Consider the following 26756-nt stretch of genomic DNA (forward strand, 5'->3'; position numbering starts at 1 on the left):
AACGTGAAGAGCCTAACCGGATCATTTCGCGACACTCCAGAGGAGAGGCGAACCGGTTCGACGAATCCCGAGTGCGTCCTGGAGCGACGCGGACGCCGATGTCCGGTCGGATCAGCCGCGGTCGACGTCGCGCGAACGGCACAGCGCGCGGTCCATCCCCATCAGCGTCCGGAAGCCGGCCCGCCCGGCCACGGCCGCGCGAGCCGAGGGCGAGAGCGACGGGCTCGCGGCGAGCAGCGACGCGGCGAGGTGCACGCGCCGCTCGCGGAGGGTCGCGGCCACGGTCGTGCCCCGGCGGTGGAAGGCGCGGTCCAGCGTCGCCCGCGAGACGCGGAGCCGCATCGCGAGAACGCCGGCGGTGAAGTCCGCGTCACCCGCCTCCGCATCGATGACGGCGATCGCGCGGAGGAGGACGCCCTCGAGTCCGTCCTCCGGACGGGCGGGCGGCAGGCTCTGCTTGATCAGGGCCGACGCGGTCGCCTCGAGCGCCCGGCGCAGCTCGCTGAAGCCGGGATCGCCCGCCGCGAGGTCCGCGTTGAGGGTCGCGTTGACGAGGGAGACGAAGGCGCCGCTGTAGCTGTCGGCGGCGAGCAGGGTGCAGGACGGCCCGTCGGACTGTGCGCTCGTGAGGCCGAGCCTGCCCCAGGACGTCCTCAGCGCCAGCCAGGCGGAGTCCTCCTCCGCCCGGAACCGAGCGGAGTCGTCGCGTCGGAGGAGGGCGAGCCCGCCGGGCCGCAGACGAGCGGCCTCGAGAGGGCCGTCGACGACGATCTCGCCGGCGACCGGGACGATGAGGTCGACCTCGGCCCGGTCGGGGGCGGGGAGGGGCGGGTCGGTCCGGAGCGTGCCGGGTGTGTGCCAGAGGCGGCTCAGCCGGAAGCCGTCGACGGCGAGCACGTCCCCGGCGAGGTGCAGGGGCGGAGCTCCGTCGCTCGCCCAGCCGAGGCTCCTCAGCCACGCCTCCACGCGGGGACCGCTCAGCTGCAGCGTCTCGACGAGACCGCGCGGGGCGGCCGGCTGCTCGGAAGCGGTCACCGGGCTCCTTCGCAGCGGGGACGGGGTGCGCGGGCGGTGACCACGTTAGGCCGGGGGAGGGGCGCCGAGACGGGGTGGCGCGTTCCTCCTCGGACGAGGCGCCCGTCCTCGGCGGGAGGGCGGAGGCGGCCCTCCTCGCCCGCGGTCCGGCAGGACGCGGGCGGAGAGGGCCGCCGGGCGCGGATCAGCGGCAGTCGGTTCTCGCCTTGATCCAGTGGGGGTTCAGCGCGCCGTCTCCCTGGGCGGTGATCCCGGCCGCATCGGGGCCGGTGCTGGCACCGGAGCCGATCTTGGTCCACGTGTTCTGCGCCGTGCTGTAGTACCAGATGTCGCCGTTCGCCTTCACGGAGACGTTCCCATCCGCTCCCTGACCGTAGGTGCGGACGAACCCGGAGTTCTCCGGAACGGTCGCGAGCCGGGTGCCGTACTGCAGGACCCCGTCCTTGATCCAGTGGATCTCGAACGTCCCGCCCGGCCGCTGGGTCAGTCCGGCGGCGCTCGGCTCGGTGCTGGCTCCGGTGCCGACGAGGTCCCAGACGTTGCCCTGCGGGGTGTACCGCCAGATGTCGCCGTTCGACTTCACGGCGATCGTGCCGCGGGTGCCGAGGCCGTAGACGCGGACGAATCCGGAGTTGGTCGGCACGGTGGCCCCTGCGGTGCCGTACTGCAGGACTCCGTTCTTGATCCAGTGGACGTTCAGGGTCCCGGCCGGGTTCGCGGAGATGCCGGCCGCGCTCGGCTCGGTGCTGGCGCCGGTGCCCAGAAGGGTCCACTCGTCGGTCTGGCGGTTGTACCGCCAGACGTCGCCGTTCGACTTGATGGAGACGTTCCCGTCCGCGCCCTGACCGTAGGTGCGGACGAATCCGGAGTTGCTCGGAACGGTCGCGAGCGCCTTGCCGTACTGGAGGACTCCGTCCTTGATCCAGTGCGCGTTGTAGGTTCCGTCCGGCTGCTGCGTGAGCCCGGATGTGCTGGGCTCCGTGGAGGCGCCCGTGCCGAGCTTCTGCCAGCCGTCCGACCGCCGGTACTGCCAGATGTCGCCGTTCGCCTTGACGGAGACGTTGCCGTTCACACCCTGCGAGGAGGTGTGGATGAATCCGGAGTTCTCGGGAACAGTGGCGAGGCCCGTGCTGTACTGCAGGTCGCCGGTCTGGCGGACCGGGAACGGGGCGTTCGTCTTCGCCGAGCCGCCGAAGGCGAGGGCCGAGCCGGTCGAGGGGCCCGCGATGACGCCGCCGACCGGGATGGTGGCGACTCCGTTCGCGTCGGTCACGAAGGTGTCGGTCCCGCTCCCTCCGAAGCGGAAGCCGGGCGGGGTGTTCACCCGCACGGGGACGTTCGCGACGTTGCCGCCGGTGAGGGTCAGCGTGATCGGCGCCGTGTTGGGCATGCACGCGATCATGGTCGGGATGGAGCTGAACACGAGGGTCTGCGTGGCAGAGGCGGCGGCGGCCGGGGTGGCCGTCGCTGCGGCGATCACGGGCAGGGACCAGGTGGCGCCGGCGACGACGGTGCGTCGCCTCAGCGGACCCTGCTCAGCGGGAGAGTTGTCTGAAGTCACAGTGAAGCTCCTCGGTCTGTCTTCTCGCCGGCGGCCTGCTCGGAGGACGGTCGTCGTCCGCTCGGGCGCTTCGGCGGGTACGACGGGCGCCGTACCGCTGGGGAGTCTTCCCGCGGGCGGGCGGTCTGCCCAAGCGCTCGGGGGCAGGTGAGGAGGAAGTGGCGCCGCCGTGAGGAGGGAGTGGTGGGCTCCGGCGCCGTCCCGAGTCGCGATCGCCCTCCTGACCCGGTGATCCCGTCGGTCGCACGCTGCCGCCGGGGCGCCGCCGGCGCGGTGAGCGGGAGCGTCGCCGTCCGCTGTGACCGGTCCGGTGACAAACGGAGCACGCGCGGGCTGCGAATCACTCCTGTGGTTAGGCGTCAGCGTGCCCGCGAGGAGGGGGCGCCCGATGAGGTCGAGATCGGCCGAGATGTACCGGCGGATGGCCGAGCACTGGAACGGCGTGGAGGCCCGTTCTGGACTGCGGGTCGAGGCGACGGGCTCGCTCGGCTTCGAGATCGCCAGACTGTGGATTCCCGGTGGCTGCGTTCTCGAGCAGAAGCCGCAGTCGCGCTGCCCGCCGGGCGCGCATCTGCTGCTGGTCGTCGAGGGCGGAGGACGCATCCGACAGGACGGACGGATGCTCGAGTGCGGCAGTGGTGATCTGGTGGTCATCGACGCGGAGCCGCGGACCGGGGCGCGCTTCCCCCGCTCGACCGTGATCTACGCCTGGGTGCTCGGCGAGCGGGCGCTGGAGCAGCGCTGGATCACGGAGCGCTTCGGCGAGGTCCTGCCCGTCGCCGGCTGCTTCCTGGCCCCGGCGCGGGCGCTGATGAACGGTCTCCTCGACGGCGACCCCGCTCTTGCGGAGCAGCCCGCCGTCGCCCGGGCGGGCGAGGCCTTCCTGAAGGAGCTGGTCGAGGGCTCCGCACCGCGCAGGCGTCCCCGCGCCGAGGACGTCTACGGGGAGGCCATGGCCCTGATCGAGGAGCGCCACCGCGATCCCGCCTTCACCGCCGCCCGGCTCGCCCGCGAGCTCCTGGTGTCGGAGCTGACGCTGGCTCGCGCGTTCTCCTTCCTCGGGCGGACGGCCGACGACGAGCTCGAGCGGCGCCGGGCGGGCACCCTCCTGCTCCTGATCGGCGGGCGGTCCCTGGCGACGGCCGACTTCGCGCGCTCGGCCGAGGAGGCGGGCTTCGCCTCCGAGGGGAGCGCTCGCCGCGCGCTGTGGCGGCTCTCCCAGCGCCGCTGACCGCGACGGTCCCCGTGGCCGTCCTCCCGGTCCGGCGACGGCGTGCGGCCGGATTCCGAGCGCGAGGCGCGGAGGCCTGGGAGATCCGTGCGAACGTCCGGCGGTGATCGACAGATGAGGGATTCTGTTCGTTCGACGCGGAGGAGGCGGGAGATGGGGGCCGCAGAGGAGCGGATGCAGGCGTTCGCTCGCGCAGGGGACGAGCGCGGGACGGGCGCTCCCGGTCTGCGGACGGACGCAGCGGACGGACCGGGACTCGCGCTGACGCGGGTGTGGGGGCCGAACGGGATCAGGGTCGCCCTCTCGCCGTCGGTCGACAGGGCGGACAGGCCGGTGGGCGTTCACATCTCCCTGATCGTCGAGGGCGTGGGCGAGGTCGTCCTCGACGAGGGCGTGCTCGAGGCGACGCCGAACAGCCTCCTGCTCCTCGCCGCCAGGGTCCCGGTGCGCATCGACTGCCGGCGGCCCACCCTCTCGTACACCTGGAGCTTCGACGCCGCCGTGCTCGAGCACCGGTGGGTCCGCGAGCGGATCAACGAGGTCGTGCCGGTGCGCGAGTCGGTCTGGACGCCTGCCCGCGCCCTCGCGAACAGCCTGATCGAGGGCGATCCGGCCGTGCTGGGCGCCGCCGGCGTGAGGCGGGCGAGCGAGCTGCTGCTGGAGGGGATCGTCGAGCACAGCGCTCCGCGGGTCCGGACCCGCGGCGCCGACCAGGTCTACGCGGAGGCGATCCCGGTGATCGAGGCACGCCACCGCGACCCGGCGTTCTCCGCCGCGGTGCTCGCCCGGGAGCTGCTCGTCTCCCCTCGCATGCTCGCGGAGGCGTTCGCGTTCCTCGGCGAGGCGGGCGAAGTCGGCAGGGCCCCGCCGCCGCAGGCCGATGCGGCGCCGGAGGGTGCCCGCCCGTCGCGTCGCGATCTCCTCCGCCGGCGTGCGGCCGAGGAACGCGAACGCCTCCGCGAGCATGCGAGGGGAGACGAGCAGCTCCCGGGCGAGCACCGCGGCGGAGAACGCCGGGTCGCGGTGGCGTGCCTCGATCACCGGGATCGCCTCCGCGTAGACCTGGTCGGCGCCGCGGGTCCGGACCCGCGGAGCGCTGTGCTCGACGATCCCCTCCAGCAGCAGCTCGCTCGCCCGCCTCACGCCGGCGGCGCCCAGCACGGCCGGATCGCCCTCGATCAGGCTGTTCGCGAGGGCGCGGGCAGGCGTCCAGACCGACTCGCGCACCGGCACGACCTCGTTGATCCGCTCGCGGACCCACCGGTGCTCGAGCACGGCGGCGTCGAAGCTCCAGGTGTACGAGAGGGTGGGCCGCCGGCAGTCGATGCGCACCGGGACCCTGGCGTCGAGGAGCAGGACGCTGTTCGGCGTCGCCTCGAGCACGCCCTCGTCGAGGACGACCTCGCCCCCGCCCTCGACGATCAGGGAGATGTGAACGCCCACCGGCCTGTCCGCCCTGTCGACCGACGGCGAGAGGGCGACCCTGATCCCGTTCGGCCCCCACACCCGCGTCAGCGCGAGTCCCGGTCCGTCCGCTGCGTCCATCCGCAGACCGGGAGCGCCCGTCCCGCGCTCGTCCCCTGCGCGAGCGAACGCCTGCATCCGCTCCTCTGCGGCCCCCATCTCCCGCCTCCTCCGCGTCGAACGAACAGAATCCCTCATCTGTCGATCACCGCCGGACGTTCGCACGGATCTCCCAGGCCTCCGCGCCTCGCGCTCGGAATCCGGCCGCACGCCGTCGCCGGACCGGGAGGACGGCCACGGGGACCGTCGCGGTCAGCGGCGCTGGGAGAGCCGCCACAGCGCGCGGCGAGCGCTCCCCTCGGAGGCGAAGCCCGCCTCCTCGGCCGAGCGCGCGAAGTCGGCCGTCGCCAGGGACCGCCCGCCGATCAGGAGCAGGAGGGTGCCCGCCCGGCGCCGCTCGAGCTCGTCGTCGGCCGTCCGCCCGAGGAAGGAGAACGCGCGAGCCAGCGTCAGCTCCGACACCAGGAGCTCGCGGGCGAGCCGGGCGGCGGTGAAGGCGGGATCGCGGTGGCGCTCCTCGATCAGGGCCATGGCCTCCCCGTAGACGTCCTCGGCGCGGGGACGCCTGCGCGGTGCGGAGCCCTCGACCAGCTCCTTCAGGAAGGCGTCGCCCGGGCGGGCGACGGCGGGCTGCTCCGCAAGAGCGGGGTCGCCGTCGAGGAGACCGTTCATCAGCGCCCGCGCCGGGGCCAGGAAGCAGCCGGCGACGGGCAGGACCTCGCCGAAGCGCTCCGTGATCCAGCGCTGCTCCAGCGCCCGCTCGCCGAGCACCCAGGCGTAGATCACGGTCGAGCGGGGGAAGCGCGCCCCGGTCCGCGGCTCCGCGTCGATGACCACCAGATCACCACTGCCGCACTCGAGCATCCGTCCGTCCTGTCGGATGCGTCCTCCGCCCTCGACGACCAGCAGCAGATGCGCGCCCGGCGGGCAGCGCGACTGCGGCTTCTGCTCGAGAACGCAGCCACCGGGAATCCACAGTCTGGCGATCTCGAAGCCGAGCGAGCCCGTCGCCTCGACCCGCAGTCCAGAACGGGCCTCCACGCCGTTCCAGTGCTCGGCCATCCGCCGGTACATCTCGGCCGATCTCGACCTCATCGGGCGCCCCCTCCTCGCGGGCACGCTGACGCCTAACCACAGGAGTGATTCGCAGCCCGCGCGTGCTCCGTTTGTCACCGGACCGGTCACAGCGGACGGCGACGCTCCCGCTCACCGCGCCGGCGGCGCCCCGGCGGCAGCGTGCGACCGACGGGATCACCGGGTCAGGAGGGCGATCGCGACTCGGGACGGCGCCGGAGCCCACCACTCCCTCCTCACGGCGGCGCCACTTCCTCCTCACCTGCCCCCGAGCGCTTGGGCAGACCGCCCGCCCGCGGGAAGACTCCCCAGCGGTACGGCGCCCGTCGTACCCGCCGAAGCGCCCGAGCGGACGACGACCGTCCTCCGAGCAGGCCGCCGGCGAGAAGACAGACCGAGGAGCTTCACTGTGACTTCAGACAACTCTCCCGCTGAGCAGGGTCCGCTGAGGCGACGCACCGTCGTCGCCGGCGCCACCTGGTCCCTGCCCGTGATCGCCGCAGCGACGGCCACCCCGGCCGCCGCCGCCTCTGCCACGCAGACCCTCGTGTTCAGCTCCATCCCGACCATGATCGCGTGCATGCCCAACACGGCGCCGATCACGCTGACCCTCACCGGCGGCAACGTCGCGAACGTCCCCGTGCGGGTGAACACCCCGCCCGGCTTCCGCTTCGGAGGGAGCGGGACCGACACCTTCGTGACCGACGCGAACGGAGTCGCCACCATCCCGGTCGGCGGCGTCATCGCGGGCCCCTCGACCGGCTCGGCCCTCGCCTTCGGCGGCTCGGCGAAGACGAACGCCCCGTTCCCGGTCCGCCAGACCGGCGACCTGCAGTACAGCACGGGCCTCGCCACTGTTCCCGAGAACTCCGGATTCATCCACACCTCCTCGCAGGGTGTGAACGGCAACGTCTCCGTCAAGGCGAACGGCGACATCTGGCAGTACCGGCGGTCGGACGGCTGGCAGAAGCTCGGCACGGGCGCCTCCACGGAGCCCAGCACATCCGGGCTCACGCAGCAGCCGGACGGAACCTACAACGCGCACTGGATCAAGGACGGAGTCCTCCAGTACGGCAAGGCGCTCGCGACCGTTCCGAGCAACTCCGGATTCGTCCGCACCTACGGTCAGGGCGCGGACGGGAACGTCTCCATCAAGTCGAACGGCGACGTCTGGCGGTACAACCGCCAGACCGACGAGTGGACCCTTCTGGGCACCGGCGCCAGCACCGAGCCGAGCGCGGCCGGCATCTCCGCGAACCCGGCCGGGACCCTGAACGTCCACTGGATCAAGAACGGAGTCCTGCAGTACGGCACCGCAGGGGCCACCGTGCCGACCAACTCCGGATTCGTCCGCGTCTACGGCCTCGGCACCCGCGGCACGATCGCCGTGAAGTCGAACGGCGACATCTGGCGGTACACCCCGCAGGGCAACGTCTGGGACCTCGTCGGCACCGGAGCCAGCACCGAGCCGAGCGCCGCCGGACTGACCCAGCGGCCGGGCGGGACGTTCGAGATCCACTGGATCAAGGACGGGGTCCTGCAGTACGGCACCCGGCTCGCGACCGTTCCGGAGAACTCCGGGTTCGTCCGCACCTACGGTCAGGGAGCGGATGGGAACGTCTCCGTGAAGGCGAACGGCGACATCTGGTACTACAGCACGGCGCAGAACACGTGGACCAAGATCGGCTCCGGTGCCAGCACCGGCCCCGATGCGGCCGGGATCACCGCCCAGGGAGACGGCGCGCTGAACCCCCACTGGATCAAGGCGAGAACCGACTGCCGCTGATCCGCGCCCGGCGGCCCTCTCCGCCCGCGTCCTGCCGGACCGCGGGCGAGGAGGGCCGCCTCCGCCCTCCCGCCGAGGACGGGCGCCTCGTCCGAGGAGGAACGCGCCACCCCGTCTCGGCGCCCCTCCCCCGGCCTAACGTGGTCACCGCCCGCGCACCCCGTCCCCGCTGCGAAGGAGCCCGGTGACCGCTTCCGAGCAGCCGGCCGCCCCGCGCGGTCTCGTCGAGACGCTGCAGCTGAGCGGTCCCCGCGTGGAGGCGTGGCTGAGGAGCCTCGGCTGGGCGAGCGACGGAGCTCCGCCCCTGCACCTCGCCGGGGACGTGCTCGCCGTCGACGGCTTCCGGCTGAGCCGCCTCTGGCACACACCCGGCACGCTCCGGACCGACCCGCCCCTCCCCGCCCCCGACCGGGCCGAGGTCGACCTCATCGTCCCGGTCGCCGGCGAGATCGTCGTCGACGGCCCTCTCGAGGCCGCTCGTCTGCGGCCCGGCGGGCTCGCCCTCCTCCGACGCGACGACTCCGCTCGGTTCCGGGCGGAGGAGGACTCCGCCTGGCTGGCGCTGAGGACGTCCTGGGGCAGGCTCGGCCTCACGAGCGCACAGTCCGACGGGCCGTCCTGCACCCTGCTCGCCGCCGACAGCTACAGCGGCGCCTTCGTCTCCCTCGTCAACGCGACCCTCAACGCGGACCTCGCGGCGGGCGATCCCGGCTTCAGCGAGCTGCGCCGGGCGCTCGAGGCGACCGCGTCGGCCCTGATCAAGCAGAGCCTGCCGCCCGCCCGTCCGGAGGACGGACTCGAGGGCGTCCTCCTCCGCGCGATCGCCGTCATCGATGCGGAGGCGGGTGACGCGGACTTCACCGCCGGCGTTCTCGCGATGCGGCTCCGCGTCTCGCGGGCGACGCTGGACCGCGCCTTCCACCGCCGGGGCACGACCGTGGCCGCGACCCTCCGCGAGCGGCGCGTGCACCTCGCCGCGTCGCTGCTCGCCGCGAGCCCGTCGCTCTCGCCCTCGGCTCGCGCGGCCGTGGCCGAGCGGGCCGGCTTCCGGACGCTGAGGGCGATGGACCGCGCGCTGTGCCGTTCGCGCGACGTCGACCGCGGCTGATCCGACCGGACATCGGCGTCCGCGTCGCTCCAGGACGCACTCGGGATTCGTCGAACCGGTTCGCCTCTCCTCTGGAGTGTCGCGAAATGATCCGGTTAGGCTCTTCACGTTGTCGTCAACATAGTGTTACCGTGAACATTGCCGCGTACGAAGCCGGCACACTCCCTCCCCTCAGCAATGGTGCCGACCCTGGAGCAAAGCGCGATGAAGCCTTTCCTGCGACCACTCGTCCTCGTGACGGCCGTGGCCCTCACCGTCCCCCTTCTGACGGCCCAGTCGGCGAGCGCAGCTCCCTCCGACAGCCTCGTCCTGCGCTACGCGCTCGACGAGACGAGCGGCACGACCGTCGCCGACAGCTCGGGCAAGGGCCGCACCGGCACGCTCGTCAACGGAGCCGCTCCTCGCGGAGCCGCGGGCGTCGCCCTCGACGGGACCGACGATTACGTCAAGCTGCCCGACAACCTGCTCGCGGGCCTGAACTCGATCACGGTCAGCACCGAGGTCCTGGTGAACGCGAACCAGGGCACGCCCTACTTCATCTGGGGCCTCGGCAACACGACGAACGGCGCCGGGAACGGCTACCTCTACACGACGGGCAACGGCTACAAGGCCTCGATCGCCACCGGCAACTGGACCACCGAGCAGACCGTCAACTCCAACGCGAACCTCGCGCGCAGCGTCTGGAAGACCCTCACCTACACGCTCGACGACGCGAGCGACACCGCACGCCTCTACCTCGACGGCACCCAGGTCGCGCAGCAGACAGGAGTGACCATCACTCCCGCCGCGATCGGCAACGGCACCACCACCGCGAACGCTATCGGCCGCTCCGTCTACACGGCGGACAAGACCCTCGCCGGCTCGGTCCGCGACTTCCGCGTCTACAGCACGGCGCTCAGCGCGGCCGACGTCGCGACCCTCCAGGCCCCGGACAGCACGCGCGTCTCCCGCGACTCCGCCGCCCTGGACCTCGGGAGCCTCTCCTCGGTCTCCGCGAACCTCACCCTCCCGACGACCGGCCCCAACGGCTCCGCCATCGCCTGGGCCTCGAGCAACTCCGCGGTCGTCTCGACCAGCGGAGTCGTCACGCCGCCCGCGACCGGGGTCGCCTCGGTCGAGCTGACCGCCACGACCACCCGCGGCTCGGCCACGGCCACCCGCACCTTCACCGCCACCGTGCCCGCCAAGGACGTGAACGCCGACGCCCAGAAGGCGCTCGACGCCCTCTCGATCGTCAACTCCGGCGACGTCCGCGGCAACGTGACGCTGCCCGCGAAGGCCGGCTCCTACGACGTCGCCTGGTCCTCCTCGAACACGGCCGTGCTCAGCACGACCGGCGTCGTGAAGCGCCGGTCCGCCGCCACGCCCGTCACACTCACCGCGACGATCGCCGGCACGACCGCGACCCGGCAGCTGCCCGTCACGGTGACCGCGGCTCCCGCGGACCTCGACACCGAGTACGACGCGGGCTACCTCTGGACCCACTTCGCCTCGACCGACTACGAGAAGATCTACTTCGGCTCCAGCACCGACGGTCTGCACTGGTCGAAGCTCAACAACGACAAGGCCGTGCTCGCCAACCTCGGCGGCACCCTCGGCGTCCGCGATCCGCACCTCGTGCGCTCCCCCACCGGCGACGAGTACTGGATCATCGGCACCGACCTGCACGCCGAGGGCACCGCTCCCGGCGGCACCTGGGACCAGACCAACGCGAGCAAGAACCTCGTCGTCTGGCGCTCGACGGACCTCGTGAACTGGAGCGATCAGAGCATCGTCTTCGCCGGCTTCCCCGACGCGGGCAACGTCTGGGCTCCTGAGGCGATCTGGGACGACGCGACCGGCCAGTACTACGTCTACTGGGCCGCCCGCGACAAGACGCTGACCGGCGGGGCCTCCGCCCAGCGCGTCTACGTCTCGACCACGCGCGACTTCGTCGGCTTCTCCACCCCGAAGGTCTGGCTGGACGAGAACCCCGCCGCCGGCGGCGGGAGCCGCGGCAGCATCATCGACACGACCATCGCGAAGGAGGGGGACACGTACTACCGCTTCTCCACCGCCGACTGGCGCACGGTCGTCGACAAGGCCCCGAGTCTCGCCGGCCCCTGGACCCGCGTGATCGGCTTCGGCGAGGAGAAGTCCCGCGGCCTCTCCGACCACCTCGAGGGCCTCACCGTCTACCAGCTGCCCGACGGCCGCTGGGTCGTCATGGGCGACTCGTTCGGCTACTCCGCCTACGTCACCGACACCCTCGCGGACATGCGGTTCACGGCGCTTCCTGTCGGCACCACCGGCGCGAACACGTACTCGTTCTCGAAGCCCTTCCGCCACGGCTCGGTGCTCCGCCTCTCGAGCGCTGAGGAGGCGCGCCTGACGGCCGCCTACGGCACCAGCAGCACCGGCCCCGCCGCGAAGCCGGTCAACGCGGCCGGCGAGATCCTCCGCTACACCTTCGACGGCGGCTCGGGCACCACGGTGCGCGACAGCTCGGGCAACAACCAGAACGGCACGCTGCCCTCGGGTGGCACCTGGAAGGACGGCGCCCTGCAGCTCGACGGCACCGACGACTACGTCAAGCTGCCGAACGACCTGCTCGCCGGAGTGACGGACCTCACCATCCAGTCCGACGTCTGGATCGACCCCGCGCAGGGCGGCGCCTACTTCCTCTACGGCCTGGGCAACACCACGAACGGCGCCGGCGACGGCTACCTCTTCACCTCGGGCAACAACTACCGCACCAGCATCGCGACCGGGAACTACACCACCGAGCAGACCGTCGCCGGCGGCTCGGCCCTCCCCCGCGGCACCTGGGCGCACCTGACGTACACGCTCTCCGGCACCACCGGCACGATCTACCTCGACGGAGTGAAGGTCGCCAGCGGCACCGTCACGACCGACCCGAAGGACATCGGCGGCGGCTCCACCTCGGCGAACTACATCGGGCGCTCGAACTACGACGCCGACAACCGCTTCCGCGGCCAGATCCGCGAGTTCTCGGTCTACAACCGGGCCCTCAGCGCCTCCGAGGTGCTCGCCGCCTCCGGCAACACGTCGGCCCTGGTCGACCTGTCGCTCAGCGGCGACGTCCTGAAGACGACCCCGATCGTCGACTCGGCGAGCAGGACGGTCACCTTCCCGGTGAAGCCGGGGACCGACCTGACGAAGCTCACCCCGACCTTCTCCACCGCGGCCGGCGTCACGGCGAGCCCCGCCTCCGGCACCGTCCGCGACCTCTCCACCCCGCAGACGGTCGTGCTCACGCCCGCCGCCGGCGGCACCGCGACCACCTGGACCCTGAAGGCCGTCGTCATGAAGTCCCCGGTCCTCGCAGGCCTGAACGCCGACCCGAACATCGCGGTCTTCGGCGACACCTACTACCTGTACGCGACCTCGGACGGCTTCGCCGGCTGGGGCGGCAAGACCTTCTACGCCTGGTCCTCGAAGAACCTCATCGACTGGACCCGCTCGGAGCAGCCCTTCCTGACGCTCGACGGCGCGAACGGCAACGTGCCGTGGGCGACCGGCAACGCCTGGGCGCCGACGATCATCGAGAAGAACGGGAAGTACTACTTCTACTTCTCCGGCGAGAACTCCTCGCTGAACCGCAAGACGATCGGAGTCGCCGTCTCGGACAGCCCGATGGGCCCGTTCACGGCGCAGCCGACCGCGATGATCACCAACGGCGAGTCCGTGCGGTCCGGCCAGGCGATCGACCCCGCCGCGTTCACCGACCCGAAGACCGGCAAGAGCTACCTCTTCTGGGGCAACGGCGACCCGCTCTACGGGGAGCTGTCCGACGACATGCTCTCGATCAAGACCGGCACGATCAAGAAGATCAGCGGTCTGACCGACTTCCGCGAGGGTGCGTTCCTGAACTACCGCGACGGTCTGTACCACCTCACCTACTCGATCGACGACACCGGCTCGGAGAACTACAAGGTCGGCTACGCCACCTCGACGAGCGTCGACGGACCGTGGACCTACCGCGGCGTGGTCCTCGAGAAGGACACCTCGCAGGGCATCCTCGCCACGGGCCACAACTCGATCGTCAACGTGCCCGGCACGGACGACTGGTACATCGCCTACCACCGCTTCGCCATCCCCGGCGGAGACGGCCAGCACCGCGAGACGACGATCGACCGGGTGACCTTCGACAAGACGACCGGGCTCATGCAGAAGGTCGTCCCGACCCTCACCAGCGTCGCCGCGCAGACGATCGTCGACACCGCGCCGCTCGCAGCCTCGATCACGGGGAAGGCGACGGTGGGCAGCACGCTGACCGCCTCCGCCTCCTCCCCGTGGACGGCGACCGGCTTCCAGTGGAAGCGCGGTGGGACCGCGATCAGCGGGGCGACGGCGTCGAGCTACACGCTCACCGCCGCCGACCGCGGAGCGACGATCTCGGTGGCCGTGACCGCCGCGAAGCCGCAGTGGACGCCGGCGACGGCCTCCGCCTCCGTCGGTCCCGTGACCGACTCGGCACCCGCGATCGCCGTGACCACGACCTCCACGACGCGCTGCGCCGCCGGGAAGATCGTCGTCACCGCGACCGCCACGAACCCGAACGCCTTCGCCGCGAAGATCGTGATCGGCACGACGTGGGGCTCCAAGAGCTTCGCCGACGTCGCTCCCGGCGCCACCGTCTCGGCCGCCTTCACCACCCGGGCGACGAGCGTGACCGACGGATCCGCGACCGCCACGGCGACCGCGTTCATCAGCGGGAAGCCGGCCACGGCCTCCGCGACCGCCCCCTACTCCGCGGCCAGCTGCAGCTGATCCGCGGGCACGACCCACACCCATTGAGATCGAGCCGGCGACGACGCCGGCCGGAGAACGGAGAACACCCGACATGAACACCCGATCCCTTCTGATCCGCGGAGCCGCTGGACTGGCCGGAGGCGTCCTCCTGCTCGGAGTCGCCGGAACGGCGTTCGCCGCCGAGGTCAACTACGGCAACGACGACGTCGACATCAACGTCGAGATCGCCGACCTCCCCGGGACCGGCGCCCTCTCGATGACCGTCGCCGCGGACTCGACGACGCTGACCGAGACCGGCTCGGACAACGTCCGCCGCCAGTTCACCGGCACCCTGCCCACCGTCACGGTCACCGACACCCGTGACGCCGCGGACGTCTCCCCCGGCTCCGCGTGGTACGTCATCGGCACGGCGAGCGACTTCACGTCGGCCGACGGCTCGACCATCGGCGCCGAGAACCTCGGCTGGACCCCGGACCTGGTCGACGGTGGAGACCTCGGCGAGGTCGCCGCGGGCGATGAGGTCGGCACCGCCATCGACGGCGGCGCCAACGGCGTCGGCCTGAAGGGCAAGGAGCTGCTCGCGATCGTCGCCAGCAACTCCCAGCAGGTCAACCCCGAGGGCTCCTGGAGCGCCGACGCCGACCTCTTCCTCCGCACCCCCGTGAACGTGGACGCCGGCGCGTACTCGTCCACCATCACCCTGTCGCTCTTCGAGTGACCCGTCGCGGCCGGGGGACGCACTCCCTCGGCCGCGATCCCACCACGGCCGACGCGGCCGGGCCCGCCCGCCCGGCCGCGTCGTGCTTCCCCCGTGCGACCATGAGGTTCTGATGACTGCTCCGCGCCGCTCCGCCGCTCCCCGCCGCCCGCTCCTCCCCGCGCTGCTCGCGCTGGTCGTCGCCCTCCTCGGCGTGGGGGTCGCTCCGGCGGCCGTCGCGGCCGACGGAGCGATCACCTGGGCGGTCAGCCCCTCCACCGACGGCGTCCCCGACAAGCGCGCGTGGGTCGAGCTCGAGCTCGCCCCCGGCGCGAGCGCCTCGGACGAGGCGGTCGTGCGGAACCTCAGCGACCAGCCCGTGACCTTCAGCATCACCAGCGCCGACGGCTACTTCACCGACACCGGCCGCTTCAACATGCTGAACTCCGACCAGGAGTCGGTCGACGCCGGGCTGTGGATCTCCGCCCCCGAGACCGTGACCGTCGATCCGGGCAGCAGCGGCGTGGTGCCGTTCACCGTGACGGTCCCCGACAACGCCACCCCCGGCGACCACGCCGCCGGCATCGCCGCCTCCGTGCTCTCGCAGGGCACCGAGGCGGGAGGCGCGAACGTCGGAGTGGAGAGCCGCATCGGCTTCCGCGTGATGACCCGCGTGACCGGCGAGGTGGCCCCGTTCTTCGCCGTCGAGGACCTGGCCAGCGGCTACCGCCGCTCCGGGAGCCGGGGCCAGCCCGGCGTCCGCTGGCTCGTCGCCGACGTGGTGAACACTGGCAACGTGCGCCTGCTGCTCGACGGCACGGCGAGCGCCCAGGGCGCCACCGCCCCCGTCGTCGCGGCCGACGCGCCCCAGCAGGAGCTGCTGCCCGGCGACCGGCGCAGCGTCTCGGTGCAGCTCGACGGCATCTGGCCCCTCTTCGGGGTCGGCGCCGACCTGACCATCGCACCGACCGTCGCCGCCGCCGATCAGGAGCCGGTCGCCACCGCTCCCGTGACGGAGTCGATCACGGTCGCCGCCGTGCCGGTCCCGCAGCTGCTCATGATCCTCGGCGTCGCCCTCATCCTCGCGGCGCTGCTCGCCGGGCGCTCGCGCTCGCGCCGCCGCATCGCCGCCCTGGTGCAGCAGGCCAAGGAGGAGGGCCTGCGCGAGGGCGCGCGCGTCTCCTCCTGAGCACCCCCTCCGCACGCTCCCTCCCCCCTCCCTGCCGCCGAGGGGCCCCGGGCCGTCGAGGGGACCCGCTACACCGGGTTCCCCCGACGGTCCAGGGTTCGCTCACCGCGCGGCCATGCGTCAGAGTGAGCGGATGACCACCACCTCCCTGGAGGCGCCGACTCGGCGTCTCGGCCTCATCGCGCTCATCGCGACCCTCGGCGGCCTCCTCTTCGGCTACGACACCGGCGTCATCAACGGCGCCCTCGAGCCGATGTCGGCCGAGCTGGGCCTCACCGCGCTGACCGAGGGGGTCGTCACCAGCTCGCTCCTCTTCGCCGCCGCGATCGGCGCGATCTCGGGCGGACGCCTCGCCGACGCCCTCGGGAGGCGGACCACGATCCGCCTCCTCGCCGTGCTCTTCCTCGTCGGCGCCCTGGTCTGCGTGGTGGCGCCGGGCTTCGGCGTGATGGTCCTCGGGCGGGCGGTCCTCGGACTGGCCGTCGGCGGCGCCTCGGTGGTCGTGCCGATCTACCTCTCCGAGATCTCCCCCTCCGAGATCCGCGGCTCCCTCGCCGGCCGCAACGAGCTGATGATCGTGATCGGCCAGCTCGCCGCCTTCGTGGCCAACGCCGTCATCGGCACCGTCTGGGGCGAGCTGCCCGGCGTCTGGCGGATCATGCTCGCCGTCGCCGCGCTCCCCGCCGCGGCGCTCCTGCTCGGCATGACCCGGGTCCCGGAGTCGCCGCGCTGGCTGATCGCGCACGGCCGCCGCGACGAGCCGCTCGACGTGCTCACGACCATCCGGACGCCCTACCGGGCCCACTCGGAGGCGGAGACCATCGCCCGCTCGATCGGCGCGAAGGACGGCCCGAGGATCCCCCTGCTGCAGGCGCTGCGCGAGCGCTGGGCGGTGCGCATCCTGCTGGTGGGCATCGGGATCGGAGTCGCCCAGCAGCTCGCGGGCATCAGCTCGATCATGTACGACGGCCAGGCGGTGCTGAAGGAGGCGGGCTTCGACCACGGCGGCGCGCTCGTCGCCAACATCGCGCCCGGGGCGATCGCCGTGATCGGCGGCCTGATCGGGCTGCGGCTCATGCAGACGATGAACCGCCGCACGACCCTCCTGCTCGGCTACTCCCTGACCACCGCGATGCACTTCCTGATCGGCATCGCCTCCGTCGCGCTCCCCGTCGGGAACCCGGCGCGGCCGTACGTGATCCTGGTGCTGGTCGTCGCGTTCGTGGGGAGCATGCAGACGTTCCTCAACATCGTCACCTGGGTGATGCTGTCCGAGATCTTCCCGCTGCGGATCCGCGGCGTCGGCGTCGGCATCGCGATCTTCTGCCACTGGATCACGAACGCGGTGCTCGGCCTGTTCTTCCCCACCCTCGTCTCCGGGGTCGGCATCACCGGAACGTTCTTCCTGTTCGGCGCCGTCGGCCTGCTCGCGCTCGTCTTCATCTGGAAGCGCGTGCCCGAGACCCGCGGCCGCGCCCTCGAGGAGGTCGAGGCGGGCGTCGTCTCCGGCGAGCTCCTGCGCCGCTGACGCCCGCCCTCGGGCTCCGCCTACTGGTAGGTGACGAGGTCGGGGAGGGGGCGGACCTCGGCCATGGTCTCGGCGGGGGTGAGCATGGGCGCGTCCTCGTCGTAGAAGTTCTTCCAGCCCCAGCCGATGCCCTCGGGGGCGCCCTCGTGCAGCGCGTCCCAGGTCGCCTGCTTGTCGGGCTGCGAGCCCTGGCCGTCGACGTGGATGAGGAACTCCAGCTCGGGCCGGTCGCGGCGGATGCTGTCGCGGTCCTGCAGCATCGACAGCCGGAACTGGTGCAGCACGAACATCTTCGGCGGCAGCCCCTCGCTCTGCACCAGGTCGGCCAGCCACTCCGACACGCTGTCGACCTCGGCGGCCGAGACGCGCCCGATCTGCTCCAGCGGCTTCTGGCCGGGCAGCAGGCGCCACTCCGGGTCGAGCGCGAGGCCGACGTTGGGCAGCGTCAGCAGATCCGCGTACTGCTTCGCCTGAGTGAGGAAGTCGGTCAGCCCCGACTGCAGGTCGAGCACCACGTACATCCCGGCCGCCTGCGCCGCGTCGATGTACGGGCGGATGTCGGCGGCGTCGAGCTCGTTGGAGTAGTCGCCGTCCTTGCCGGGGTCGCCCGCCGCGACCGTGGTGATGATCTCGAGGCTCGGCACGACCTGCTTGTCGGCGAGCGCCCGGTACGGCTCGGCCACCGCCTCCGCCCGCGCGATCGTGGGCTCGAGGCCCTGCTCCCCCAGCACGCCGAGGACGGGAGCGCCCGGAGTGCCGTAGATCGCGACGAAGAGGTGCCCGCCGAACATCCGCTGGCCGCCGCCCGGCAGCTGCCAGCCGCTCGCGGCCGCGCGCACGGCCCACTCGGGCTCGGGCTGGGCGGCGAGCACGGGGCCGAGCAGCAGCGTGCAGGAGGCGTCGGCCTCGGCGATCGCGGTCACGGCTCCGCCCGAGGCGAGCAGGTCGTCGCCGTCGACCACGGTGACGGGTACGCCGGCCGCGCGGGCGGTCGCCAGTGCGGCGACGTCGGCGTCCTGCGCGCGGGCGAGGGCGTGCAGGCCGGTCAGGGCGTCGGCTCGGGCCGGGAGGGCGCCGAAGGGGGCGTCGGAGGCGGTGGACGGCGCGGCGGCGGCGAGGTCGGCGAGCGCCAGGTCGGTCACGGTCAGGCCGGACGCAGCGCTGAGGGCGGCCGCGTCGGAGGCGGAGGTGAAGACGTTGACGCCCTCGGGCGCGGTGACGTCGCTGATCGCGAGCACGAGGGTCACGCCGAGGCGGGCGAACTCGGCGGCGAGGGCGTCGGAGGTCGGAGCGGTGGAGGACGGAGCGACGGACGGGGTCGCGGAGTCGGACGGCGTCGCCGAGTCCGACGGCGTCGCGGAGTCGGACGGCGTGTCGGAAGCCGTGGATCCCGCGGCCGCGGCGTCCGCGGTCGGGGCGGCCGTCGCTCCGGATCCCGCCGAGCCGACCAGCAGCGGCACGCCCCAGGCGATGCTCACCTGGGCGGCGCGCAGGCGCGACTCGGCGACGTCCTCGACCAGGACGACCAGCGGAGCCGCGGCGAACAGGGCCGCGCTCGCGGCGAGCGCGTCCGGGGCGAGCGCCACCGGCCCGCTCGGAGGCGCGGTGCGGGTGCGGGGCGCCTCCTGCTGAGCGTTGTCCGGAGCGGAGGAGTCGGGCGTGCAGGCGCTGAGCAGCGGGAGCACCGCGAGACCGCCGATCACGACGCTGCGGCGCGAGAGCCCGGAGCGGGACGGAACGGAACGGGGTGTCGAGGGCATGGCAGGCCTCTCCTCTCGGAGCCCGATCGGGGCTCTCTGGTGCGTGTCTGGTCCTCTCGACTATCGCAGGCCCGGCGGCTGCGAGCGCCGAGGGGGCCGTCCCGGGCGCGCCTCCGGAGGCCGTCCGGACATGCAGAAGGGGAGCGGCGCCGCAGCACCGCTCCCCTCCGAGAGACTGGATCAGACCGTGCGGGGGGCCTTCGCGAGGCTGGCCTGGAGTTCCTCGCGGTTGTGCCGCACCACGTAGGCGGGGCGGTCGCGCCCGACGCGCCACGACGCGCTCAGCGGCGTGATCGCGACGGTGTCGAAGCCTATCCGGTGGTAGAGGTCGGTCACGAAGTGGATCGCCTCGGGGTAGTCGCTCGACGTCGCGAGAGCGCGGCGGTCGGGCGTGCCGGCCGGAGTGCCGTCGGTGGTGATGTCGGCGGCCATGATGTGGTTGAACGCCTTGACGACCTTCGACTCCGGGAGGTGCTGCTGGAGCATCTCGCTGGTCGTGGTCTCGCCCTTGTCGAGCGCCTCGATGCGGCCGTCGCGCTCGAAGTAGTAGTTGTTCGTGTCGAGGACGATCTTGCCGGCGAGCGGGGCGACCGGCACCTCCTCGAGGTTCTTCAGCGGCACCGTCACCACGGCGATCTCGGCGGCCTCGGCCGCCTCCTGTGCCGTGGCGGCGCGGGCCTTCGGGCCGAGCTCCGCGATGAGGTCGGCGAGGGTCTCGGGGCCGCGCGAGTTCGCGATGACCACCTCGTCCCCGAGGGCGATGACCGCCCGTGCGACCTGGCTGCCGATGTTGCCTGCTCCGATGATTCCGTACGTCGTCATGCTGAGGAGAACGCGGAGGGTGCCCAGGCATTCCGCTCTGCGGCGTTCTCCCACGCCGCACCCAGGTGGGCCCGTGCCTCCAGTAGCCTCGGTCCTCGGGCGCCGCTGCCCGAGAAGGAGCCCGTGATGCCGCAGTACGACCTCCCGCTCGACCTCCTCGAGCAGTACGCCCCCGAGATCGCCGAGCCCGCCGGTTTCGCCGAGTTCTGGCGCGACACGATCGCCGAGGCGAGGGCCGTCGCGACCGAGCCGCGCCTCGAGCGGGTCGACGCCGGCTTCGGACTGCTCGACACCTTCGACGTCACCTACTCCGGCTTCGGCGGCCACCCGATCCGCGCGTGGCTGATCCTCCCCCGCGGCGTCGAGGGCCCCCTCCCCGGGCTCGTGACCTTCATCGGCTACGGAGGCGGCCGCGGGCAGCTCGCGGAGTGGACCGCGATGTCGGCCGCCGGCTACGCGCACCTGGTCATGGACACCCGCGGCCAGGGGTCCGGGCACCGCTCCGGAGCCACGCCCGACCCGGTCGGCAGCGGGCCGCACGTCTCCGGCTTCATGACGCAGGGCATCGAGTCGCCCGCGGAGCACTTCTACCGCCGCGTCTTCACCGACGCCGTCCGCGCGCTCGACGTGCTGCGCGCGCACCCCGCGGTCGACGCCTCCCGCGTGGCCGTCTCGGGCGGCAGCCAGGGAGGCGGGATCGCTCTTGCCGTCACCGGGATCCTGGGCCTGCTCGGCGAGTCGGAGTCGGCGCGCGCCGCGATCGTCGACGTGCCGTTCCTCTCCCACATCCCGCACGCCGTCCGGCTGGTCGACACGATGCCGTACGGCGAGATCGTGCAGTACCTGCACACCCACCGCGGCGCCGAGGCGCGCGTGTTCGACACCCTCTCGTACTTCGACGGCACCTCCTTCGCCCCCTACGCGCAGTCCCCCGCGCTGTTCTCAGTCGCGCTCCGCGACGACATCTGCCCGCCGTCCACCGTCTACGCCTCCTACGACCGCTATGCCGGACCCCGCGAGATCCGCGTCTACCCCTTCAACGGCCACGAGGGCGGCGAGGCGTTCCAGATCGGCGAGCACGTGCGCTTCCTGGGGCGCGAGCTGGCGTAGGAGGAGGAGCCGCCCGGTTGGCGGACGGGGGCGGTGCGCCCCGGCGCATCACCCGTTCCGACTCTCGATCGTCGCGCTGCCGATGCGGTCCTCGAGGTCGGCCAGCTCGTCGAGGACGTCGCCGACCACCCAGACCTGCCGGGCGCCTTGACGGGCGTCGCATTGTGACGCCGTGCGTCGCGCTCGGTACCCGTTCGCTGCTCTTCTGGGCACTATCGACTCCATGACCCGCCAGATCCGCTTCAACGCCTTCGACATGAACTGCGTCGCCCATCAGTCCTCGGGCATGTGGCGCCACCCCCAGGACCAGTCCTGGCGCTACAAGGACCTCTCGTACTGGACCGACCTGGCGAAGCTGCTCGAGCGCGGCACGTTCGACGGCATCTTCATCGCCGACGTGCTCGGCACCTACGACGTCTACGGCGGCTCGAACGAGGCGGCGATCCGCCACGGCGCGCAGGTCCCCGTCAACGACCCGATCCTCCTCGTCTCGGCGATGGCCGCCGCGACCGAGCACCTCGGCTTCGTCATCACCGCTTTCACCGCCTACTAGCACCCGTACCCGTTCGCGCAGCGCATGTCGACGCTCGACCACCTGACGAAAGGCCGCGTGGGCTGGAACGTCGTCACCGGCGACCTCCCCAGCGCCGCCCGCAACATGGGCCACGAGGACCAGCTCGAGCACGACGACCGCTACGACGTCGCCGACGAGTACCTCGAGGTGCTCTACAAGCTGTGGGAGGGGTCGTGGGAGGACGACGCGGTCGTCCGCGACCGCGAGTCCGGCGTGTTCACCGACCCGGCGAAGGTGCACGAGATCGGGCACCGCGGCAAGAACTTCACCGTCCCCGGCATCCACCTCTCGGAGCCGTCGGTGCAGCGGACCCCCGTCATCTACCAGGCGGGAGCGTCACCGCGCGGCATCCGCTTCGCGGCGGGCAACGCGGAGGCGATCTTCGTCGCGTCCTCGACGAAGGCCGGCCTGAAGGCGACCGTCTCGCGCATCCGCGACGCCCTCGAGGCGGCCGGCCGCGACCGCTACTCCGCGAAGATCTACACGCTGCTGACGATCATCACCGCCGAGACCAGCGAGGCCGCGCACGAGAAGCACCGCGACTACCTCTCCTACGGGAGCGAGGAGGGGGCGCTGGTCTTCATGTCGGGCTGGATGGGCATCGACCTGTCGCAGTACGACCTCGACGAGCCGATCGGCAACGTGAAGAGCAACGCGATCCAGTCGGCCGTCGCCAACTTCCAGGAGGCGAACGAGGACGGCTCAGAGTGGAAGGTCCGCGACATCGCCGAGCTCAGCGTGATCGGCGGGCTCGGCCCGTTCGTCGTCGGCTCGCCCGCGGAGGTCGCCGACCACCTGCAGGAGTGGGTCGAGGAGACCGACGTGGACGGGTTCAACCTCGCCTACGCGATCACGCCCGGCACCTTCGAGGACGTGGTGGAGTTCATCGTGCCGGAGCTGCGCCGCCGCGGTGCGTACCCGGAGGAGTACGTCGAGGGGAGCCTCCGCCAGAAGCTGCACGGCCGCGGCGACCGGCTGCCGGAGGAGCACCTCGGCGCCGGCTTCCGCTACGCGCCGGCGGCGGTCTGACGACAGGGGGCGCCGGGCGGCCGGCGGGGGCGGGGGTCTCGATACGCCGCTCCGCGGCCGCGCCGGACGCACGAGCACCCCGCCGCGATGCGCGACGGGGTGCTCGTGACGTGCGAAGGGGCTCAGCCCTCGAAGGTGGCGTCGAGCGTGATGTCGACTCCGGTGAGCGCCTTGCTGACGGGGCAGGTCTCCTTGGCCTCGTCGGCGGCCTTGAGGAAGGCGGCCTCGTCGATGCCGGAGACCTCGCCGCTCACGACGAGCTTGATGCCGGTGAGCTTGAATCCGCCGGCCGAGTCCGGGCCGAGCGAGACGTCGGCGCGGACGTCGAGCGCCTCGACGGTGCCGCCGGCCTGGCCGAGGACGGCCGAGAACTGCATCGCGTAGCAGGCGGAGTGGGCGGCCGCGAGGAGCTCCTCGGGGCTGGTCGAGCCGTTGGCGTCGTCGGCGGCGCGCTTGGGGAACGAGACGTCGTAGGTGCCGATCTTCGAGCTCGAGAGCTCGACCTGGCCCTCGCCGGTCTCGAGCGAGCCGTTCCAGGCGGTGCGTGCGGTACGAGTGGGCATGAGTCCTCCTTGGGGGGCGGGGAGAACCGTAGAACGATCGTTCTCCCCTGATGCGCCGAGCCTAGGTGGAACGCGCGGCGTCCTGCAACCACCGGCCTCGGACCCTCGGCGAGATGCCAGTCCGGCGCGCCTCCGTCGGCGTGTCGCGTACGGGAGCGGCCTATCGCGGAGGAGAGGACGGCCGCCAGGTCAGTGCACGAGCTTCAGGCCGACGACGCAGCCGACGATCCCGAGGACCAGCAGCGTGCGCACGAGCGAGAAGGCCTCGCCGCCGAAGAACATGCCGTAGAGGACGGTCAGCGAAGCGCCGATCCCGACCCAGACCGCGTACGCGGTGCCGGTGGGCAGCTCGCGCATCGCGTAGGCGAGGCCGGCCATGCTCGCGACGACGCCGACTCCGAAGACGACCGACGGGCCGAGCCGCGTGAATCCCTCCGACTTGCCGAGGGCGGTGGCCCACACGGCCTCGAGGACACCGGAGAGGATGAGGACGATCCAGGACATGACAGCTCCTACGAGTCAGTCTTGTCGCGTTCCGGGTACTGCTCCCTCGTCCGGTCGCCGTCATCGGCTCCGGACAGTCTGCCCGTGCGCGCTGGGCAGGCCCTGGGCAGCGCGCGGCGGGGGCGGAGCCGCCGCGACCGCGGCTCCGCCCCCGCCGCCCTCAGCGCGGCTGAGCCGGGTTCGTCGGCACTCCGTGCGAGGGCGGATTGATCGCCGGACCGGACGTCGCCGGCGAGACCGGCGATCCGGACGACGAGCGGGACACCTCGGGCAGCGACTCCGGCACGCTGCCTGCCGGCTCCGCTCCCCCGCGCAGCTGCTCGAGACGCGAGTGCAGGATCGTCGTCACCGGCAGGCGGTGCCCGTGCGCCTCCTCGTAGGCGAGCAGCACGCCGAGGCCGGCCTCGTCGAGCGGGCGGATGCGCTCCGCGAGCGTGCCGAGCGGGATGTCGTTCCAGTCGGGGAGCGGCAGCTCCTCGCGGGAGGGTGTGTCGGTCATTCGTACTCCTTCCGTTCCCTCCATCCCACGCCTCGGACGGCCGTCCGCCCAGGGGCTTGACCGGTCGCGGGGAGAGCGCGGCGGTCGGGAGGGACGGTCCGGCGGAGCGGCGGGCCCGCCGGGACCGTGAGCGGAGCAGGCGGTGCGGCGGGACGAACGACGGGTCGCCAGGTGCACGAGGACTCGGACCACGAGGAGGGTCCCCGCGTAGAGCCAGACGATCGGGTCCGGCTGGCTGAGGAGCAGCACGCACGAGGCGACGCCGAGCACGGGGATCGCCGTCCACACGCGGAAGTGGTCGTGCTCGACCTTGTCGCGCCGCAGCACGAGCACCGAGACGTTCGTGCTGATGAACACCAGCAGGAGGAGCAGCACCACGGTCTCGGCGAGGGTCGCCAGATCGCCGACCAGAGTCAGGAGGCACGCCGCCAGCGTGGTCACCGCGATGGCCACCCACGGCGTCCGGCGCTTCGGCAGCACGTGGCCGAGCACGTCCGGGAGGAGGCCGTCCTTCGCCATGCCGTAGGTGACGCGGCTCGCCATGATCATGGTCAGCAGCGCTCCGTTGGCGACCGCGACGAGCGCGATCAGGCTGAACAGCCATGCCGGCACCCCGGCTCCGCTCGCCGTCACGACGTCGAGCAGCGGGGCGGAGGATCCGGACAGCTCGTCGGCGGGCAGTGCGATCGAGCTCGCGAGGCCGACCAGGACGTACACCGCGCCGGCCGTCAGCAGCGAGCCGAACAGCGCGCGCGGGTAGACGCGGCTGGGGTCGCGGATCTCCTCGGCGATGTTGGCCGGGGTCTCGAAGCCGACGAAGGAGTAGTACGCGATGATCGCCGCGCCGAGCACCGCCAGCGCCGGCGCCTGCTCGGAGCTGAGCTCGACCGTGCGGGAGAGGTCGCCGCCTCCGCCCGCCACCAGCAGCGCGACGCATCCGATCACGATCAGCAGGCCGCCGACCTCGATCACGGTCATCACCGTGTTGCTGAGCAGCGACTCCGCGACGCCCCGCGCGTTGAGGCACGCGACGAGGATCAGGAAGACGATGGCCGTCGGCACGGTCGGCACGTCGAGGAAGGTGCCGAGGTAGTCGCCGGCGAACGCGAGCGACAGACCGGCCGCGCTGGTCACTCCGGCCGCGAGCATGGCGAAGCCGACCAGGAACGAGACGATCGGGCGCTTGAACGCCCGCTGCGCGAACACCGCCGCGCCTCCCGCCTTCGGGTACTTGGTCACCAGCTCGGCGTAGGAGCCGGCGGTCAGCAGCGCGAGACCGAGCGCGAGCAGGAGGGGCATCCAGACGGCACCGCCGACCTCCGCCGAGAGCGTGCCCATGAGGGCGTAGATGCCCGCGCCGAGGACGTCGCCGAGGATGAAGAAGTAGAGCAGCGGGCCGGTGATGCGGCGGCGCAGGGAGGTGCCGCCGGCCTCTCCGGTCGCGGGGGCGTCGCTCGTGGTGGCCATGTCGTCCTCTCGTCGCGCGCTCGGGAGCGAGCACGACGGGCCACGCTAGGGAGGAGGGGGCCGGGAGGTCGAGAAGGTTGACCGGGCGGGGTCGAGGGCGCTACACGCGCGGGACGGGGCGTCTGCGGAGCGGGCGCCTGCGGGCCGGGCGCGACTTGCGGGCCCGGCGCCTTCCGCGGGCCGGGCGCGTTCCCCGATCGGGCACGGCATGCCGCGCCCCGCGCCGGCCGTCAGCCGAGGACGACGTGCTCCCCGCCGCGCTGCTCGGCGATCTCCTCGCCGACCTCCTCCGCCTCCTGGCGCGACTCGTGGTGGCTCAGCGGGACGCGGGCGTGGGCGATGCGGTTGTGCCAGCCCTGCTCGTCGGAGTAGGTCTCGATGGGGAGGACGGTCGTGGTGCTCATGGTGCTCCTTCGTGGTGGTCCCTCCATGGCACCTCGCGCCCCCCGCCGCTCGGGAGAGGGTTGACGCGAGCCCGTGTCTCGAGCAGGACGGAGGCGTCTCGGCGGCACACCAGCGAGCGACGGCGCCGCGGCGTGTCAGGGCGAGACCATGCCGCCGTTCACGTTGAGGGTCTCGCCGGCGACGAAGCTCGACTCGGCGGACGCCAGGAACACGTAGGCCGGGGCCTGCTCGGCGGGCTGGGCGGCACGGCCCATCGGCGACTCGCTGGAGCCGAAGTCGGGCAGGCTCTCGGGGTCGACGCCGCCGCTCACCTGCAGGGCGGTCCACGTCGGGCCGGGCGCTACGACGTTCACGCGGATGCCCTTCGCGGCGAGCTGCTGCGCAAGGCCCTTCGAGAGGTTGTTGATCGCGCCCTTCGTCATCGCGTAGTCGAGGCGGTCGGGGGCGGGCTTGTGCGCCTCCGCCGACGCCGTGTTGATGATCGTGGCGCCCGCGGGCAGGTGCGGGAGGGCCGCGCGGATGATCCGGAACGGAG

Annotated in this window: 17 protein-coding genes, 2 pseudogenes and 1 riboswitch; of the genes and pseudogenes, 9 read left to right on the forward strand and 10 right to left on the reverse strand. The window is 72.5% G+C overall.

Annotation, left to right across the window (positions count from 1 at the left end):
- Window positions 1–111: 111 nt before the first annotated feature.
- Both C5C74_RS10765 and C5C74_RS10770 read right to left on the reverse strand, forming a co-directional pair.
- A complete protein-coding gene (locus C5C74_RS10765; protein WP_104351518.1) occupies window positions 112–1035 on the reverse strand; it encodes an AraC family transcriptional regulator in 924 nt (307 codons plus the stop codon).
- 184 nt (window positions 1036–1219) lie between these two features.
- Complete coding sequence (locus tag C5C74_RS10770; RefSeq protein ID WP_104351519.1) at window positions 1220–2596, reverse strand: hypothetical protein; 1377 nt, start codon at window positions 2594–2596, stop codon at window positions 1220–1222.
- Between the two features lie 388 nt (window positions 2597–2984).
- On the opposite strand from C5C74_RS10770, the gene C5C74_RS10775 reads away from it, so the two are divergent.
- Window positions 2985–3827: a hypothetical protein gene (locus tag C5C74_RS10775; RefSeq protein ID WP_104269278.1), complete on the forward strand. Its 843-nt coding sequence runs from the start codon at window positions 2985–2987 to the stop codon at window positions 3825–3827.
- A gap of 1776 nt (window positions 3828–5603) precedes the next feature.
- On the opposite strand, the gene C5C74_RS10790 is transcribed toward C5C74_RS10775, so the two are convergent.
- Complete coding sequence (locus tag C5C74_RS10790; RefSeq protein WP_146083059.1) at window positions 5604–6446, reverse strand: hypothetical protein; 843 nt, start codon at window positions 6444–6446, stop codon at window positions 5604–5606.
- Between the two features lie 388 nt (window positions 6447–6834).
- On the opposite strand from C5C74_RS10790, the gene C5C74_RS10795 reads away from it, so the two are divergent.
- The 6 genes from C5C74_RS10795 (at window position 6835) to C5C74_RS10820 (ending at window position 17488) form a co-directional block, all read left to right on the forward strand.
- Window positions 6835–8211 (forward strand): hypothetical protein, encoded by a 1377-nt coding sequence (locus tag C5C74_RS10795; RefSeq protein ID WP_104351519.1) that lies wholly within the window; start codon window positions 6835–6837, stop codon window positions 8209–8211.
- 184 nt (window positions 8212–8395) lie between these two features.
- The gene (locus C5C74_RS10800) at window positions 8396–9319 is read left to right on the forward strand and encodes a helix-turn-helix domain-containing protein (RefSeq protein ID WP_104351523.1); all 924 of its coding nucleotides are present in this window, start codon (window positions 8396–8398) and stop codon (window positions 9317–9319) included.
- A gap of 204 nt (window positions 9320–9523) precedes the next feature.
- Window positions 9524–14092 (forward strand): family 43 glycosylhydrolase, encoded by a 4569-nt coding sequence (locus tag C5C74_RS10805; protein WP_181134691.1) that lies wholly within the window; start codon window positions 9524–9526, stop codon window positions 14090–14092.
- 73 nt (window positions 14093–14165) lie between these two features.
- On the forward strand, window positions 14166–14792 hold the full coding sequence (locus tag C5C74_RS10810) for a hypothetical protein (protein WP_104351525.1): 627 nt from the start codon (window positions 14166–14168) through the stop codon (window positions 14790–14792).
- Window positions 14793–14904: 112 nt separating this feature from the next.
- Window positions 14905–15960, forward strand: coding sequence for a WxL protein peptidoglycan domain-containing protein (locus tag C5C74_RS10815; RefSeq protein ID WP_104351526.1), 1056 nt, complete (start codon window positions 14905–14907; stop codon window positions 15958–15960).
- Between the two features lie 133 nt (window positions 15961–16093).
- Window positions 16094–17488, forward strand: a complete 1395-nt coding sequence (locus C5C74_RS10820; RefSeq protein ID WP_258064147.1) for a sugar porter family MFS transporter — start codon at window positions 16094–16096, stop codon at window positions 17486–17488.
- Between the two features lie 20 nt (window positions 17489–17508).
- Here the strand turns inward: C5C74_RS10820 and C5C74_RS10825 are convergent, their stop codons facing one another.
- On the reverse strand, window positions 17509–19248 hold the full coding sequence (locus C5C74_RS10825) for a hypothetical protein (protein WP_104351528.1): 1740 nt from the start codon (window positions 19246–19248) through the stop codon (window positions 17509–17511).
- Between the two features lie 180 nt (window positions 19249–19428).
- Window positions 19429–20070: an NADPH-dependent F420 reductase gene (locus tag C5C74_RS10830; protein ID WP_104351529.1), complete on the reverse strand. Its 642-nt coding sequence runs from the start codon at window positions 20068–20070 to the stop codon at window positions 19429–19431.
- Between the two features lie 126 nt (window positions 20071–20196).
- Here C5C74_RS10830 and C5C74_RS10835 point away from each other — a divergent pair, with 126 nt between their 5' ends.
- Together C5C74_RS10835 and C5C74_RS10840 are read left to right on the forward strand one after the other, a co-directional pair.
- On the forward strand, window positions 20197–21180 hold the full coding sequence (locus tag C5C74_RS10835; RefSeq protein WP_104351530.1) for an acetylxylan esterase: 984 nt from the start codon (window positions 20197–20199) through the stop codon (window positions 21178–21180).
- 223 nt (window positions 21181–21403) lie between these two features.
- A pseudogene (locus C5C74_RS10840) lies at window positions 21404–22783 on the forward strand (LLM class flavin-dependent oxidoreductase).
- A gap of 122 nt (window positions 22784–22905) precedes the next feature.
- On the opposite strand, the gene C5C74_RS10845 reads toward C5C74_RS10840, so the two are convergent.
- The 5 genes and pseudogenes from C5C74_RS10845 to C5C74_RS10865 form a co-directional block, all read right to left on the reverse strand.
- Window positions 22906–23346 (reverse strand): OsmC family peroxiredoxin, encoded by a 441-nt coding sequence (locus tag C5C74_RS10845; protein ID WP_104247811.1) that lies wholly within the window; start codon window positions 23344–23346, stop codon window positions 22906–22908.
- A gap of 189 nt (window positions 23347–23535) precedes the next feature.
- The gene (locus C5C74_RS10850) at window positions 23536–23850 is read right to left on the reverse strand and encodes a multidrug efflux SMR transporter (protein WP_104257716.1); all 315 of its coding nucleotides are present in this window, start codon (window positions 23848–23850) and stop codon (window positions 23536–23538) included.
- A 9-nt stretch (window positions 23851–23859) separates the two neighbouring features.
- Window positions 23860–23923: riboswitch (guanidine-III (ykkC-III) riboswitch) on the reverse strand.
- Between the two features lie 579 nt (window positions 23924–24502).
- Window positions 24503–25816 (reverse strand): annotated as a pseudogene (locus C5C74_RS10855) (APC family permease); the annotation flags it as partial.
- 230 nt (window positions 25817–26046) lie between these two features.
- Window positions 26047–26220, reverse strand: coding sequence for a DUF2188 domain-containing protein (locus tag C5C74_RS10860; protein WP_159940661.1), 174 nt, complete (start codon window positions 26218–26220; stop codon window positions 26047–26049).
- A 135-nt stretch (window positions 26221–26355) separates the two neighbouring features.
- On the reverse strand, window positions 26356–26756 hold a 401-nt coding region (locus tag C5C74_RS10865), incomplete at its 5' end, for an SDR family oxidoreductase (protein ID WP_146079705.1).

The sequence above is a fragment of the Rathayibacter sp. AY1E8 genome, from assembly GCF_002931415.1.
Classification (GTDB): Bacteria; Actinomycetota; Actinomycetes; order Actinomycetales; family Microbacteriaceae; genus Rathayibacter.

Bases quoted from the DNA above. Each gene is read 5' to 3' on its own strand.
- C5C74_RS10825 (WP_104351528.1), bottom strand. From the start codon at position 19,248: ATGCCCTCGACACCCCGTTCCGTTCCGTCCCGCTCCGGGCTCTCGCGC.
- C5C74_RS10820 (WP_258064147.1), top strand. From the start codon at position 16,094: ATGACCACCACCTCCCTGGAGGCGCCGACTCGGCGTCTCGGCCTCATC.
- C5C74_RS10850 (WP_104257716.1), bottom strand. From the start codon at position 23,850: ATGTCCTGGATCGTCCTCATCCTCTCCGGTGTCCTCGAGGCCGTGTGG.
- C5C74_RS10835 (WP_104351530.1), top strand. From the start codon at position 20,197: ATGCCGCAGTACGACCTCCCGCTCGACCTCCTCGAGCAGTACGCCCCC.
- C5C74_RS10845 (WP_104247811.1), bottom strand. From the start codon at position 23,346: ATGCCCACTCGTACCGCACGCACCGCCTGGAACGGCTCGCTCGAGACC.
- C5C74_RS10810 (WP_104351525.1), top strand. From the start codon at position 14,166: ATGAACACCCGATCCCTTCTGATCCGCGGAGCCGCTGGACTGGCCGGA.
- C5C74_RS10805 (WP_181134691.1), top strand. From the start codon at position 9,524: ATGAAGCCTTTCCTGCGACCACTCGTCCTCGTGACGGCCGTGGCCCTC.
- C5C74_RS10815 (WP_104351526.1), top strand. From the start codon at position 14,905: ATGACTGCTCCGCGCCGCTCCGCCGCTCCCCGCCGCCCGCTCCTCCCC.
- C5C74_RS10775 (WP_104269278.1), top strand. From the start codon at position 2,985: ATGAGGTCGAGATCGGCCGAGATGTACCGGCGGATGGCCGAGCACTGG.
- C5C74_RS10830 (WP_104351529.1), bottom strand. From the start codon at position 20,070: ATGACGACGTACGGAATCATCGGAGCAGGCAACATCGGCAGCCAGGTC.
- C5C74_RS10790 (WP_146083059.1), bottom strand. From the start codon at position 6,446: ATGAGGTCGAGATCGGCCGAGATGTACCGGCGGATGGCCGAGCACTGG.
- C5C74_RS10860 (WP_159940661.1), bottom strand. From the start codon at position 26,220: ATGAGCACCACGACCGTCCTCCCCATCGAGACCTACTCCGACGAGCAG.